The 14,085-nt window shown below is 67.5% G+C and carries 15 protein-coding genes and 1 pseudogene; 7 read left to right on the top strand and 9 right to left on the bottom strand.

Going from position 1 to position 14,085, the window contains the following annotated elements; all coding sequences use genetic code 11:
* Position 1: 1 nt before the first annotated feature.
* The 3 genes and pseudogenes from U9R90_RS00480 to U9R90_RS00470 all read right to left on the bottom strand — a co-directional run.
* Positions 2-148 (bottom strand): annotated as a pseudogene (locus tag U9R90_RS00480) (IS5/IS1182 family transposase); the annotation flags it as partial.
* Positions 126-257, bottom strand: a complete 132-nt coding sequence (locus U9R90_RS00475) for a hypothetical protein (RefSeq protein ID WP_411057786.1) — start codon at positions 255-257, stop codon at positions 126-128. The pseudogene U9R90_RS00480 and the gene U9R90_RS00475, both read right to left, overlap by 23 nt.
* Positions 258-416: 159 nt before the next feature.
* Positions 417-2,246 carry a protein kinase domain-containing protein gene (locus U9R90_RS00470; RefSeq protein WP_411054346.1) on the bottom strand — a complete coding sequence of 610 codons (1,830 nt, stop codon included), beginning with the start codon at positions 2,244-2,246 and terminating at the stop codon, positions 417-419.
* 838 nt (positions 2,247-3,084) lie between these two features.
* On the opposite strand from U9R90_RS00470, the gene U9R90_RS00465 reads away from it, so the two are divergent.
* Positions 3,085-3,984, top strand: coding sequence for an aldo/keto reductase (locus U9R90_RS00465; RefSeq protein WP_411054345.1), 900 nt, complete (start codon positions 3,085-3,087; stop codon positions 3,982-3,984).
* On the opposite strand, the gene U9R90_RS00460 is transcribed toward U9R90_RS00465, so the two are convergent.
* Positions 3,932-4,417: a transposase family protein gene (locus U9R90_RS00460; RefSeq protein WP_411054344.1), complete on the bottom strand. Its 486-nt coding sequence runs from the start codon at positions 4,415-4,417 to the stop codon at positions 3,932-3,934. The genes U9R90_RS00465 and U9R90_RS00460 overlap by 53 nt on opposite strands.
* Positions 4,418-4,553: 136 nt before the next feature.
* Here U9R90_RS00460 and U9R90_RS00455 point away from each other — a divergent pair, with 136 nt between their 5' ends.
* Positions 4,554-5,261 (top strand): GNAT family N-acetyltransferase, encoded by a 708-nt coding sequence (locus U9R90_RS00455; protein WP_411054343.1) that lies wholly within the window; start codon positions 4,554-4,556, stop codon positions 5,259-5,261.
* 253 nt (positions 5,262-5,514) lie between these two features.
* Here the strand turns inward: U9R90_RS00455 and U9R90_RS00450 are convergent, their stop codons facing one another.
* A complete protein-coding gene (locus U9R90_RS00450) occupies positions 5,515-6,000 on the bottom strand; it encodes a Mu transposase domain-containing protein (protein WP_411057586.1) in 486 nt (161 codons plus the stop codon).
* 146 nt (positions 6,001-6,146) lie between these two features.
* Here U9R90_RS00450 and U9R90_RS00445 point away from each other — a divergent pair, with 146 nt between their 5' ends.
* Positions 6,147-6,950, top strand: coding sequence for a DUF4253 domain-containing protein (locus U9R90_RS00445; RefSeq protein ID WP_411054342.1), 804 nt, complete (start codon positions 6,147-6,149; stop codon positions 6,948-6,950).
* A 603-nt stretch (positions 6,951-7,553) separates the two neighbouring features.
* On the opposite strand, the gene U9R90_RS00440 is transcribed toward U9R90_RS00445, so the two are convergent.
* On the bottom strand, positions 7,554-8,015 hold the full coding sequence (locus U9R90_RS00440) for a hypothetical protein (protein WP_411054341.1): 462 nt from the start codon (positions 8,013-8,015) through the stop codon (positions 7,554-7,556).
* A 57-nt stretch (positions 8,016-8,072) separates the two neighbouring features.
* Positions 8,073-8,270 carry a hypothetical protein gene (locus U9R90_RS00435; protein ID WP_411054340.1) on the bottom strand — a complete coding sequence of 66 codons (198 nt, stop codon included), beginning with the start codon at positions 8,268-8,270 and terminating at the stop codon, positions 8,073-8,075.
* 152 nt (positions 8,271-8,422) lie between these two features.
* On the opposite strand from U9R90_RS00435, the gene U9R90_RS00430 reads away from it, so the two are divergent.
* The 3 genes from U9R90_RS00430 to U9R90_RS00420 all read left to right on the top strand — a co-directional run bounded on the left by U9R90_RS00430 (position 8,423) and on the right by U9R90_RS00420 (position 10,998).
* Positions 8,423-9,310 carry an RNA polymerase sigma factor gene (locus U9R90_RS00430; RefSeq protein ID WP_411054339.1) on the top strand — a complete coding sequence of 296 codons (888 nt, stop codon included), beginning with the start codon at positions 8,423-8,425 and terminating at the stop codon, positions 9,308-9,310.
* Positions 9,307-10,248 (top strand): SsgA family sporulation/cell division regulator, encoded by a 942-nt coding sequence (locus tag U9R90_RS00425; RefSeq protein WP_411054338.1) that lies wholly within the window; start codon positions 9,307-9,309, stop codon positions 10,246-10,248. The genes U9R90_RS00430 and U9R90_RS00425 overlap by 4 nt, the downstream gene beginning before the upstream one ends.
* A gap of 471 nt (positions 10,249-10,719) precedes the next feature.
* Positions 10,720-10,998: a hypothetical protein gene (locus U9R90_RS00420; protein ID WP_411054337.1), complete on the top strand. Its 279-nt coding sequence runs from the start codon at positions 10,720-10,722 to the stop codon at positions 10,996-10,998.
* 74 nt (positions 10,999-11,072) lie between these two features.
* On the opposite strand, the gene U9R90_RS00415 is transcribed toward U9R90_RS00420, so the two are convergent.
* Together U9R90_RS00415 and U9R90_RS00410 are read right to left on the bottom strand one after the other, a co-directional pair.
* Positions 11,073-11,537, bottom strand: coding sequence for a transposase family protein (locus tag U9R90_RS00415; protein ID WP_411054336.1), 465 nt, complete (start codon positions 11,535-11,537; stop codon positions 11,073-11,075).
* Between the two features lie 423 nt (positions 11,538-11,960).
* Positions 11,961-12,602, bottom strand: coding sequence for a hypothetical protein (locus U9R90_RS00410; protein ID WP_411054335.1), 642 nt, complete (start codon positions 12,600-12,602; stop codon positions 11,961-11,963).
* Positions 12,603-13,041: 439 nt separating this feature from the next.
* On the opposite strand from U9R90_RS00410, the gene U9R90_RS00405 reads away from it, so the two are divergent.
* Complete coding sequence (locus U9R90_RS00405; RefSeq protein WP_411054334.1) at positions 13,042-13,629, top strand: hypothetical protein; 588 nt, start codon at positions 13,042-13,044, stop codon at positions 13,627-13,629.
* Positions 13,630-14,085: the final 456 nt, after the last annotated feature.

The raw sequence follows: 14,085 nt of genomic DNA, 5'->3' as shown, positions 1-14,085 counted from the left end.
GCTTGGTGAGACGACGCGACATGAGCGTGATGGCTGCGAGGGTGAGCATCTGCTCGGAGTGCTCGGGCAGGGTCTCGTAATCGCGCACATTCCGGCGCGCGTGCAACAACCATGCCAGCGACCTTTCAACCACCAACCGACGCGGCAGGGCCGCGGCGGTGCGCCTTTGCGGTGCGGGTCGACAGGCGGATAAAGATGGGTTCTGAGCGCTGCATGGTGATACCGGAGATGACCGGGTCGATGGTGGCGTCGTCCATGTGGCCGTGCGGGATGACGAGGATGTGCCCGGCGGTGCAGGCGCCGCGGGCGAGGATCGCGATCGTGTCGCGCCATTCGCGGATGGTGGTGGCCTCGGCACCGTTGTGGATGATCTCGCAGAACGGGCGGCCGGGCCGGGGGCTTGCCGGGGACCGCCGTTATCCGTCGTTGGAGCCAGCCGGGTGGAAGGTGTCCAGGGCGGTTTCGAAGTAGCCGTGCCCCTCTTGCGTCTTCCCGACGGGGGAGGAGACCCAGAGGTCGTACTGTCTCCCGTCCTGTGTCCAGCACAGGTCGAAGGTGTGGCGCGCGCCGCCGCCAAACCCGTCCCAGGTGAACTCCCACAGCGCGGCCGGATACCCGTCGTGTGTGGTCTCGGTGACCACACCGTCTCGGTACCCGTCGTAAGCGGACGCGCCCTGGCCGTGCTGGGCGTGCATGACGGCCAGGCAGCCCTGGGTGTCAGGAGTCTCGTTGCGGATGCCTAAGCGGAACTCCTTGCCGGGGGAGTAGTAGAAGATGCGTGGCGGTTCGTAGGAGCGAGTGAAGCTCTTGGGCACGGCGAGGGAGAAGTTGGCCGGATCGGTGGCGAGACGGAAGCCGTCCGGGACGGAGGCGGCCGGTGAGGTGACCGTGGCAGGGGGATCGCTGGCAGTGGCAGTGCTGCCGCCGGGGGCGGATGAAGCTGTGGGGGAAGAGGGGCTGGTTGTCGTACTCGCCGAAGGCACCGACGGCGCCGTCCCGCGGTCGGCGAGCGAGAAGGTCGTGATGACCGCACCGCCTGCCAGCACCGTTAAGGCCACGAGGGACACCAGTAGCGTCTTGCGTTTGCTCTGCTGGGCCTGCAGATCGTTTACGGCAGTGGGCAAGGACGCAGATGGTGGCAGTGCGTCCGGACTGGGCGGCGGTGTGCTCGCGTTCACGGTCGGTGCGTGGTGTAGGTCGCTGCCCGTACCTGGTTTCATGTGTACGCGTGGTGGTGGTCTCACTTCCGTGACGGCTGGTTCGGCTGGTTCCGGTGCGGACCCGGATGAAGCTGGCGCGGCGGGTGGTGCCGACGGTGATGGAGGACGGAAGCCGCTGGGCAGCGGTGCGGATGCGTGTTTCCAAACCTCGTGGGCGACGGCAGGGGGAAGCCAGTCGGCCTCGGCGAGGGTGTCAACGGGCGCCCCGGCTGCGGCGGCGCGGGCGAACCGATCAAGTAGAAGGGATATGCCCGGTCGCTGAGCGGCGTCCTTGGCCAGGCATTGCTCGACGACTTCCCGCAGACCGAGCGGAAGGCTCTCCAGGTCGGGTTCCTGGTAGACGACGCGGAACAGCAGTTCATGGGTGCTGCCGGTACCGAAGGGGCTGGTGCCGGTGGAGGTACAGGCCAGGAGCGCGCCCAGAGAGAAGATGTCGCTTGCGGGGCCCACTGGCTGGCCGGTGAGTTGCTCGGGGGACATGAAGCCCGGCGTGCCGATCGTGAAGCCTGTCCGGGTCAGGGCACTGGAGTCGCCCCCTACCGAGATCCCGAAATCGATCACGCGGGGTCCGTCCGTGGCCAGCAACACATTCGAGGGCTTCAGGTCCCGGTGGACGACCCCGGCCGTGTGGATGGCTCCGAGCGCCTCGGCCAGTCCGGCTCCCAACGCTAATACCGACGCCAGGGGCCAGGGTCCGTGCTCGGTCAGTGCGTCTCCCAGAGCCATCCCGGGTACGTAGGCAGTGGCCAGCCAGGCCAGTGAGCCCTCGGTATCGGCGTCGACCACGCCTGCGGTGAAGAAGCCGTTCACCCGCCGGGCAGCCGCCACCTCACGGGCGAACCGCTTCCGGAACTCGGCGCCTTCGGCCAGCTCCGGGCGCACCACCTTCACTGCCACCGGTCGGCCTCCAGGGGAACGGCCCAGATAGACCCGTCCCATTCCGCCTGCCCCCAACCGGGCAATGATCTGGAACTGGCCCACCTCCTCGGGATCCCCCGGCTCCAGAGGACTGAATCCCCCCGTCATCGCTGCCCCTTTGCGGCTCACTGCGCGTCTCCGGGCCGCCGTCCGAAGTGTGCCCATTCTCTCCTTGTTCCTCCCCCTCGCGTGTAGGTTCCCGCAACATCGAGCGGATCCTCAACGGCACGTGCTGGTACGGAAGCTGCTGCTATTGGGCGTACAGCCAGCCTGAGTTGGGATGCTGCGGGGCCCGGCGGCTGCGGCACCAGGACAGCCTCTCCTGTCCTTGGCGAGGTGTAGGCGGCTCTGCTGCCTGGGCGCAGCAGGCGCAGCGCGGATCGAGGTGGGCGCGGTCGCCGTGCCCGTGGTGCGGGTGGCAGCCTTCACGGTGCGCAACTCCTCCTGTTCCTTGTCCAGTTCAGCCTTAGCCCTGACGACGCGGGGTGGGTCCAGGGGAGGGCGCGGCCGTCGCCGGCGGTGCGGGGAACGAGGTGGCCGTGCAGGTGTTCTTCGCGACTTGCATGTCTCACGAGACAGCCACCCGTCGGGGCGGATGACAGGAGCCATCCACCCCAATAGGTGAACATCAGTCGGGCCCGGAACCGGTGGAACGGGTGATGAACAAGTTGAAGCAGTTCATGGCCGTCGCCGCGCCTACGTCTACCTCGGAACCGTCACAGTTGCCATGCTCCTCATCTAGCTTCGCCCGTGACGGGCAAGCTCACGGGACGGAAGCATCACGAGTTACAACTCGGAGTTCGCGTCCGGGATTCCCGGTCACGCTGTGACATTCCCCCAACGCTTCGTGCCTTCCCGCCGCGCCTGTCACCTGCGCATACTCCAGGACCTCCGCGCCTTGAACCTTCGCAGGGCGATGGCCGATCAGATGGAGCTGATGGAATAGATGACGTCCCAAACGGTCTCCGCGGCAGCAGCCGGCACATGGATGCTCGGTGACCTCAAGGTCAACCGGATCGGCTTCGGCGCCATGCGCCTGACCGGCAGCGCCGCGTTCCACCAGGGCACCCCTAGAGGCCGCAGCCAGGCGATCGACGCACTGCACCGCGCGGTCGAGCTCGGCGTCAACCACATCGACACCGCGGCGTTCTACTTCTCCCGGCTGCGCTCCGCCAATGAACTGATCAACTCGGCGCTGGCGCCCTATCCGGACGATCTCGTAATCGCCACCAAGGTCGGCCCGGCCAGGGATGCCAGCGGCGAGTGGGCCACCTCAGCGCGGCCCGACCAACTGCGCGGCCAGGTCGAGGAGAATCTGCGCCACCTGGGCCGCGACCACCTCGACCTGGTCAATCTGCGCCTCATGGGTCAGGACTCCATCAGTGAGCACTTCGGGGCGCTCGCCGAACTGCGCGACGCCGGGCTTGTCCGCCACCTCGGCCTCTCCGGCGCCCGCATAGAACACATGGTGCAGGCCCAGGAGATCGCACCGGTGGTCTGCGTCCAGAACCGCTACGGAATCGACGCCTCCGGAGGGGAGGAGATGCTTCGGGCATGCGCAGAGCGCGGCATCGCTTTCGTGCCCTTCTTCTCCATCGCGGGGGAGGGACGCGAGGCCGGAGCCATCCGGGCCGAGCACGACCAGGTCCAAGCCGTGGCTCGCGCGCACGATGTCTCACCTGCGCAGGTCCGCCTGGCATGGGTCCTGCAGCAGGGTGCCCATGTGCTGGCCATCCCCGGGACGGGCAACCCGGAACACCTCGTCGACAACGTGGCAGCGGGCGCACTCCGACTCACGGCGGACGAACTCCAGCTCCTCGATTCAATCGGCCGCCTCGCATCCTGATGTCGGCCACGTCACCCGGACTTGAGCAATTCGCAGAAACCACGCGTGATTGAGGAGATGGGCCCTCGTGGGAACCCTCCAAGCCCGGCTGGACATCGTTGTGCCAGTCAAGATCACCGTGTTCATCCGCGCGGCCGCAGACTTGCGGGACGTGGTGGCCGATGAGGTCGCCGCGTCCTTCGTTGCCGCCCAGAGCGAGCCTCACCGCCCGCAGCACCTCCAACAGTTGCGGAGTACGACGTCCATAGCGGACGGTCAGCCCCTTGACCTGCTCGGCAAACGTCCGGCGGCCGCAGTCCAGCCGGTCGCAGAACAACCGCCGCACCGACAGCTCGATCTCCACCGGGCGGCCACCGACCGCAAGATCGGCCACCACCCGCCCGTACCGGCTGTGCACCCGAACAGAGACCACCCCGCAGTCCGGATAGGCCACCCCAATTCCGTCACGGGTACGGGCTGCGATACGAACCGCCCCACCCTCCACCCACACCCGCTCCACCAACACCCTATCCAGGTGCGGAAATACGACCCCAAGCAGATCAGCACACACGAATGACGGTGGCACCGACGTGACGCGCTGTCACCTCGTCACGGAAAACTTTCAAGATCCGCCGAATGTGCACAAGTCCAAGACGACGCTCAGGGATGGTCTCGGTTGTCCCGCTTTTCGAGCGCCCACGACCGGCGGGACCGACGGCGCCCCGGGGCATGAAAGCGTGTTCGCCCGTGAGATGGTTGCTGTCATGACAGTTGGCGCGCCGGGCAGCGAGGCTGTACTTGAGACGAGTCGCCTGCTGCTCAGACCTTGGCGGGTAGCCGAGGCTGTCGTCCAGCGTGAGCTGTGGACCGAACGTGATCCACGAGTGCCGCCGCACCGCCGAATCGACGCGGACGGACACCCCACGGTCGCGGAGCTTGAGGATTCGATCCGCACCAACCGGCTGTGGTCGATCGGGTTGCTGGCGATCGAACGGAAGGCTTCTCGTGACGTCATCGGCTACTGCGGGCTGGTGGACAGCGGGCGAGGGGCGGTAGGGGAACCGGAACTGGCGTTCGAGCTGCTGCGCCGAGCTTGGCGTCAGGGATATGCGACCGAGGCTTCGTTGGCGGTTCTGGAATGGGCGAGATCGTCTGGGTACGAACGTCTGTGGGCCACGGTCTGGGATTGGAACACTGCTTCTCGCCGTGTGCTGGCTAAGGTCGGGTTTGCCGAGACGGATCGGAAGGAAGCGGACGCGGTGTACGGGACCACCCTGTTCACTACGAGACGGCTCTGACACACCCGACGTTTGGCCTTGCGGACGGCTCTGTGTAGTGCTGGTAGGCGGCAGGTGGCCCCAATCCGTCGGAAGCCAGAAGCGGATGGAGCACACGCTCCACGCCGGGGAGCTGGGGACGGAACACCACGCTGGCTGGTGGCGGGGGCCGTTCTTATGGGTCTCGCTGAGTCCGGTGGTCGGATCGCGGTCGGTTGAAGCGTTGCATCTGCCTCCGCTCGTCTCATCGTTGATCCGCACGACGCTGTGCACGTCAGCTGTGCTTGGGCGTGCACGTTGACTCGCACGCCGACACCGGGGAAGGCGCCGGGCTTGCGGCCAGGACTTCCAGGTAGTGGTCCAGATCCAGACGGACGGCACCCTTCGCGATCAGCCGCTCGTGCAGGGCCACTTCCACGTTTTGGTCGTAAACCACCAGATGCGAAGCATGCAGCACGACGCGCATGCGTTTGCCGATCAGCCGGATCGGGACTGAGTAGCGGTTGGTGCGAACCGGGATTTGGCCGTAGCGGTCGACCCGCGAGGTGAACAGCCGACCTGTCTCGAATGTTCCTCCGGCAGCGGCATCAGCGGCGGTTGTTCGAGTGCGAAGTACTCCGCGACCGTCTTGGGTCTGGCTCCGATGCGGCGGGCGTCGTCTTGCCGGCGGTGGCTTGCTGGACAGTCGGGGGAAATGACACCGATCTGAGACAGCTGTCGGCCGACACGTCGTGAGACTGAAGAAGAACGCCCAGGTCACAGCGTCGGCACGTGACACCGGAAGCGAGAACCTACATTAGATCCCAACATCGCGGTGCAGCTAAAGAGGGATCAACCGCAGTGTCCTCTGCGGTCGCAGCCAGCATGCCGTCACCCGTTGTCAGACCCCGGACTTAGCATCCGCTCGTGAACCTCGAATCCCGTCTGCCCCATGGCATAGCCCTGCCGCCCGGCCGCATGATCACCTCGGACGAGGGCGACGGCGACGTGCAGCCGCTGTGGTTGAGCGAAGCCCCGGCCGCGATCGAACTGTGGCCACGGCTGCGCGCCGAACACGCCACCTCAGGACTCTGGCCCCTCCTGCTCGACGCTCTGGACCGGCATGACGCGGACTTCCGCCCCTGGGGCTGCGGCGAACTCTGGCCCGAACGCATGTCCTCCCCTGCGGACCACAACCCCGATACCCTCTTCGCCCGCTGGTGGCAGGACTACACCGCCACCGACGACGACCAGCTCACCGCTGACGAACGCCTGGCCGTTACCGCCCCCTTCGGCCAGACCTGGCCCGGCCCCGCACCTACGCCGGCGCCTTCGACGGACCCTGATGAGATCGCCGAGCAGTACGCGGGAGCCTTCCTTACTCAGAACCCGCACGCACGCCTGGGACTCGTCGCAGCGTCGCGCGGCGCCGACGCCCTCGCCACGGTCGGCTGGATGGGCCCCGCCAACTACGACAACGACACAGCCACGTTTGCCGCCGTCGTCCGCGACTGGGAAGACCGCTTCGGAGCACGCGTCGTGGGCATCGGATTCAGCACCCTCCACCTCAGCGTTGCCGCACCACCAGCCCGGATCGAGGACGCCCTGGCCGTCGCCGCCGAGCACTTCGCCTTCTGCCCTGACAACATCTGGCAGGGCACACACGCGGACTTGGCCTCCTACGCCGAGGACCTCATGGGCCTGAACTGCTGGGAGTTCTGGTGGGACTGAATCCGGAGGACAACACGGGCAACCATCATTTACTCGGCGGGCAGCGATCTTCCCGATCCCTGCAGCGCAGCACGTCAGCCATACTCGTGAACACCCCGTTACATCACCGCATGGGTACAGGTGAAGCGCACCTGGAATCTGAGCGTCGACGTGGCCGAGAAGCAGACCCTGACCGACTATGCCGCGAAATGCCCCAACGTGCCCGTCTCCTGACCGACCCGACGGCTGCGACCCTGTCGTTGGCCTGGTCGCGCAGCTCTATGACGCTGTCCTGGATGACTGTCCGCAGTGCCGTCAGGAGCTGCTGGCGCACCTTGCCCAGGATTCGTCCAGCGCGGGCGTGCTCGTTGGCTGGGCTTGACTGATCGCCTCCGAGACATACGGCGGGCTGCCGTTCACCGAGCTGTGCGCGCGGTGCGCCCTGACCGCCGACGAACGCGACCAGGCCGGGCAACAGACGCACGAGTACCTCGCCCCGTACGTGCACGGATCCGCGCGGCCCACAGGGGCACAGCCGAGACCGGGTGAGCGTGCGGGTGCGACCCTGGCCGAACGGCTGGAGAGGTTCCGTACCGCCCGCAGCCGCGGGCTGCGCGGACAGGATCATCGCCTGCCACAACCACCACTGACCACAGGCGTCCTTGGGCTCACCCGCCGGGGCGGCCCGCCGGGGCGGGTGAGCCCAAGGACGACAGGGGCCTGGCCCAGCGGCCCGTCCTCGATCCAGAACCCGTTCGCCGACAGGATCGTGCGCAGCGCCTGGCTCATCGCCGTCTGCTGGGCGCTCCACACCTCGGCTGGGGTGCGGGACTCGGCTGGAGGGTCCTGCTGCCAGACCACCCGCAGCGCATGGGCCCGGTGCTTCGCGGGCGCCAGGCCGACGCCGGTCGCCTCGCCTTCCGCGTCCGCTTCGATGCTGTACGGCTGGAGCCCCGCCTTCAGCACCACCTCGAACACCACCTGCGCCAGTTCCTGCTGCCGCTCGGTCAGTCCCGCACCGTCGAGGACGGCCAGGCCCGCGTAGTAGCGCGCCTGCGTCGCCCAGTCCCCGCCCTTCCAGTCCATCCCGGCCTCCCGCCCCTGACGTCGACGCCCACACTGACGGCTGTGTCCGATAACTCGCTACCGGCCGTCGTCGGTTGACTCGTCTTCGACCGTCCGCGGGTCCGGGTCGTCAGCCATGGCCCTCCTTAGGCCCCGCCATGCCTGCACCAAAGGCATACATGCCCGGACCAGGCGGGTGAGCGCCCTCGGCAGATGCTCCAGCGCGGCGATGACGGCCAGCAATGTAGCGACGGTGGTGACGAGTGTGTGGGTCATGGCGTTGTCATAGGGGACGGGTGAGATGTCGTCTCACGCGGGTGCTGCCGACACGCCCGTACGGGTGGTTCGTTCGCATCGGCGTTAGCTATACGGGACCTCTCCCCCTAGGACCCCGCCGACATCACCCCGTCCGGCACGCAAGGAGAGGTATGCAGGACGATTCCCTCGGCGGACCCCCGTCGCGAACGCCTGGGGGGCTGCCGGTGGCCCACGCTGCGGCTGATCACTCCGGTCGGCTACCGCTCTTCCAGGTGCAGGTAGACGAGGACACGGCCGGCCTTGGTGAGGCGGCGCGGCAGACGGCCGCGGACGACGTAGCGCGGTCCGCTGAGGACTCGGCCCTCTACGAGAGCCTGGCTGCTGCCGGGTTCACCGGTGTGGCCTGGGATCTCTTCGCGAGGGCCCTCGCGGAGTATGCCCATCCGATCGTGATGAGCTGGCTCTACACAGGACAGATCTTCGCTGCGTGTGCACAACGTGGCCGCCCCGTACGGAGGCGCACCGAGCAGGATGTGGAGACGCTGCGCACGGACCACGATGAGCGGGAGGAACTGGTCTGTGAGGTGATCGCCCGGGGACTGCGGGTGTTCCAGAAGCACGCGCTGGTCGAGGGAGGTTGGCGTCCGGACGGCGGCGCGTCGCTGAAGGTCTATTTCATCGGCGCTGTCATCGGAGAGTTCGGCGGTGTCTTTGACCGCTGGGCGTCGGAGCGTGCCCGTCGACCCCCGTGCGCCCCGGATGGTCAGGAGGAGTTGGGGTCCCTTCCCGCTCCGTCCAGTGACACCCCGGAGTCCCAGGTCATCGGGCATGACGCTGTCCAGCGGCTCCTCGCCCAGGTCAAAGACGATGCCACCAGGACGGCACTCTTCTTGTCGATGAGGGGCTACACCATGCAGGAGATCGGCGAGCACCTCCAGATGTCGGCGGCGGCCGTGTCCATGCGGCTATCCCGACTGCGCAAGAACCCACCACGGCAGCAAGGCGGGCCGCAGGAGTCCGATGCCGCGGCAACACGAAACCGGAGGGAGGACGCATGAAGCGAGAGGACCTCACCTGTGAGGACGTCGTACGGGCCATCGTGAGAATCCGGCAGGCCGCGCAGGGTCCTGCGTCCGGCCGGTTCCGCGCCTGCCTGCAGGAACTGGCCGATCTGCAAGAGCGCCTCGCCCAGGGCGAGACTCCCGATCTGGACAGCTACCCAGAGGGCCTTGCCGCCCTGGACTTCGTCGGTCAGCTTGAGCGGTCCTCACTTGGCACACCCGCCGCAGAGGGCATGCGTGCGCGGACCAGCCCGGCGGCACTGCGCCGCATCGCCCGGCACCAGCAGCAACTGAATGCCGACGAGACAGAGGACCAGCCACGCGACGAGGACGTCACGCACACGGAGCCCCACGACGCGACGCCGCTGAGGTACCGCATGCTCGCGCGCCTGACAGGACCACTCAAGCCTCTGCACTGGGGGAAGCCCGCCAGGGGAGCTGAAGCGGGGAGGGGTTCGAACTGGTCGGTCCGAACCGACCGCGAATCGGAGATCCCGGAGGTGATCTGCGAGGTACAGCTCCGCCTGCAGGTCTCCGAGGGTTCCCCCCTTCCGGTACCTGCCGAGTTCCGGTACCGGCCGACGGATCCGTACGCGATCAAAGTGATCTTCCACACGGGGAGCGACGAGCATGTGTCCTGGGTCTTCGCCCGGGAAACCATCACCGCTGGGCTTCGCACCCACTCCGGCGCCGGAGACGTGAAGATCTGGCCACGCAGCGGCCTCGACACAAAAGCCATCCTCATCTCTCTCGAGTCGCACGAGGGGACGGCTGTGATGGAGGCGCCCAGGGCCGCTCTGCAGACCTTCCTGCGACGGACCAACGGCCTCGTCCCTCTCGGCTCTGAGTCACAGCACGTCGACATCGACAAGGCGTTCGATCCGGCCACGTTCCAGGCCAAGGAGGGTCATCCGCAGACAAGGGCCGATCAATAAACGCAAGGCAGCTCCGGGCTGCGCACCCGCGACACAGCAGCTGTGTTGGAATACCGGGCAGGAACCGGGTATTTGTTGCCGCCGCTCATGCGAGCGGTTCCGGGATGCAGCCACTGGACCACCCTGGTGGCCGGGGGGATGGAGCAGTTGGTGAACGTGAGTGAGGTGCTGTTCGTGGGGCGGCCCGGCCGACAGCGAATGGATGACCGTGCCAGGTCCCAGGCCGCCAACCGTGATGGTCCTGCCCGACGGCGGTCCCGGCTTTCACGGCGAGACCTACGAGCCGCTGCCCGGCCCGGACGGCACGGGGCGGGCTGCGCGTGGCTCCACGTCGACTTCGAGGACGACCTGCGGCCGTTCTACCTCGACGCCTGCGGATTCACGCCGACCACGGCCGGCCTCCTCGCCCTCTGACTCCTCGGCCGACCTGTCCCCGGCCGTACCATACGGCCCTACCTACAGGGAGGTGTCGTGAAGCGACGATGGATATGGATGCTGGTCCTCAGCGTTCCCGCGCTCGGGTTCTCGGGGCTCGCCGTCGCGGCGCTCGTGGCGTTCGTCGCCGACGGCCCGACGGCCGAGTTCTGGTTCCCCACCAAGGGCTCGGACAGCATGATGAGCGCCCGGGGCGCGTCCCTCTCCTATGCCCTCGTGGCGGCCCTCGGCTTCGCGATCGCGTGGTCCCTGTCGAAGGGCGCCGACCGGACCGGACCGGCGGATGGCGAGGACCCGCCCACCGACGCCCGCTGACACCGCCGACGAACGCACACAGGGCCCCCGCCCGCGGAGAAACTGCGGGCGGGGGCCCTGCTCAGGCGTGTGGGCTACTTCTTGCCCTGGGTCTGAAGCGCCCGTTTTCCGCTGAGTGCCTTGCCGTCGACAGCGATCACGCGCCGCCACCCGGACGCTGAAGGTGACGGCACCTGAGCGGGCTCGGTGGCGACGCGGTACCGGTCGGCCAGGTAGGCTCCCACCGCCCGGTCCAGGGCGTCACCGTCAACAGCCCCCAGCACACGGCCAATCGTGGCCGCCGCCGGAGAGCGCCGCCATCTGAGCAGGTGGCGCCGGATCCCGATCACTGCCAGGAGTGCGTTCGGGGCACGCTGGCCCCACTCGGCGAGTTCGTCGATGCTCCTCGCTCCCGAGACGACCGCGCAGGCACACACCAGCAGGACCGCTGTCAGCGAGTACCACCGGCCCCGGCGGGCGCGCGGGTCGGGCACCGAGTCGAAGTAGGGGCGCAGGTCGGCGATCCGGCCGGTGTCCAGCGGCCCCAGTTTCACCAGCACGGCAGGGATGGGAGAGGATGCAGCAGCAGGCACGGGCCACCTCATGATCATCTGGCTTAGACACCACAATGATCACGAAGCCCGTGCCTGCCCTGTTATGCGCCCCAACTGGTCACAGCCCAACCAGCCGCACGACCCCGGAACTCGCAACCGCCCTGGCCGCCGCCCGTACCAGCCTCCGCCGCATGATCCGCAACGAGAACCGCGCCTGACGTCCCGACCTCACCACGTGCTGGACGAGGCCGATTTCGTCAATGCAGCACTGAGCGCTCAATGAATTGGGCTCATGGAATCAGCGCTCCTTTTGTCAGCTGCAGCGTGTGGCTCGCGCTGCTCGACAGCCGAGGAGGAACTCATCCGTGAGCACCGTCGGGCCCGCCTTGAACCACCCCGCGGGCCCGACGGGCGGTGTCCGGTGATGGATCAGCCGGCGGTCCAGACGACCGGCTTGTCGCTGTACGCGTCGCCTTCGTCGAATTCGGCGCCCGTGACATCGCTGCTCCGCGACGCGGCGAGCGAGCAGGTCTCGAACGACACTCCCTTACCGAACTCGGCGGGCGCGGATTCCTTGTCACACTTGCCCGGGATGTCGCCGATCAGCGAGACGCCTGTGCTCTGGCCGCCGTCGAGAAGGCCCCTCAACTGTACGTACGCGCGCGAGAGGTCGGTGTCGCCTACGTTCTCCACCTTCATCTTGATGAAATACGGCGTCAGGCCCTCTGCTCGCGCGCCGAACTGGGACATGTCGGCTTCAGTGCCCTTGTCGATCGCCGTGACGGTGATCGCGAGAGTGCCCTTCTTCTTGGCGTACTCGAAGGGCAGGACCGCCTTGTCGCCGACCTTGAGCCCGGCGCCCGGCGCGGTGACATCGCCCGCGGGCTGGGCGTCGCCGCCCTCGTTCTCGCCGCTGTCGGCGCTAGGGCTCGCCCCGTCCGGCGCGGGCACCGTCGCCGTCGGCGACTCCTTCTCCGTCGCCCCGTCCTTGCTGTCGCCGCCGCATGCCGTGAGCCCGAGGCCGAGCGTGGTGACCAGAACGGCCGTCAGTGCGATACGCGCCTTGCGCATGTGCTAAACCCTCGCTAATGGGTGAGTTGTCCGCCGATGCGGAGATGTCCGCGTAGTTTGTCAGACCTATGTGCATGCTTGGTGAGCGTCAGGTGGCGGAGACGTCTGGGAGCGCCGAGTCCTGCGGGTCCACAGACGGATGAACAGGGCCTTCGCGCCCTCGCTGCCCCTTCTACGTACCCCGTAACGGGGGTGACCGGCCTTGGGGGTTGGTATGACTGCCTCCCCATCTCAAGTGCGTGACGCGGGGAGGGCGTCACCAACTCCGCAGGCGTGGACAGACCGCCGACATCGACGTCTCTCTCAGCCTGGACGCCGGCCCAGTCCGCGCGCCCTGCCCCGAACGACGGCTTCGATACGAACGCGATGTCGGTGGGGCCGCTGCAAATGTCCCTGGCGAGACGTACGGTACGCAGGCACGGGCACTGGAGGGGAGAACATGGGCGACTGGTTCCAGACGATCGTCGACACCGAGGCCACGTCAGGGGAGGCGCAGGGGCTCGCGGCGAATGTACTCGATTGGCTGATTGCAAACGGCTTCATCTCAGCGGAACGTACCGGCTGCGTCCTCGGAGCTGACGCCGGGCACGCGCCAGGGACGCATTACGGCGAAGCCGTCGAGGACCCGGATCCCGAGCTGGTCAACGTGTGGAGCAACGGCCTGCACGTCACCGTAGGGCGTACGGTCTTCGATGCTGGGCAGGGCGAACCCTCGGCCGTCACCTGCCCGCACTGCGCAACGGAGATGCCCCTCGTCGACGAGCACTGGTCGCCCATCGAGGAGAGGTGGGCCCGGTTCGAGGACGCAGTGGGTTCCTGGGCCGAGGGCCACGATGAGCCCGTCGCGTGCCCGTCCTGCGACCGGACAGCTCCCGTGAACACGTGGCTCTGGGCCGACGACTACTTCGCGTTCGGTCATCTCGGCTTCACGTTCTGGAACTGGCCCACACTGCGCCCCGAGTTCGTCGTGGACTTCTCACGCCGTCTCGGTGGCCACCGCACCGTACTGCTCGAAGGCAAGCTCTGACAGGACATGAAGAGTGGGGGCCTCGTTTGTCAGAGTGTGGAACGTGAGCTCTTGTCCGTTTCGTGGGTGAGGTTGGGGAAGGGCCGCTGGTCGCAGGTGGGGGGGATCCTCAGGCGTCGGGGCGGGTGAACAAGCCGGGTTCGGGTTCGGTGAGGATCTGCTGGTAGGCGGGGTGGTGCGGGATATCGGGGCGGTCCGGCCCGATGGCGGGTGAGGGCAGCGGGAGAGTGAGGAGGGTCTTGCTGGTGATGCGCAGGTTCTCGCTCTCCGCGTCGAGTCCGCCGAGCTGCCGGGTGAGCTCTTCGATGCGGGCCAGGAACTGCCCGGCCCGGTCGGCCAGTTCACGCTCGCGGGTCTCGATGTTGTTCCAGGATGGCTTTGACCTGTGGGTTCTCGCTCATGCGGTCCTCCAGGAGGCGATGGTGGCTCCGGTGAGGCGGCGGCTCATGACGGAGG

It is taken from the genome of Streptomyces sp. E11-3 (genome assembly GCF_046540415.1).
Taxonomy (GTDB): Bacteria; Actinomycetota; Actinomycetes; order Streptomycetales; family Streptomycetaceae; genus Streptomyces.
Note: the sequence above shows the minus strand (reverse complement) of the source record. Positions and strands in the feature narration are given on the sequence as shown.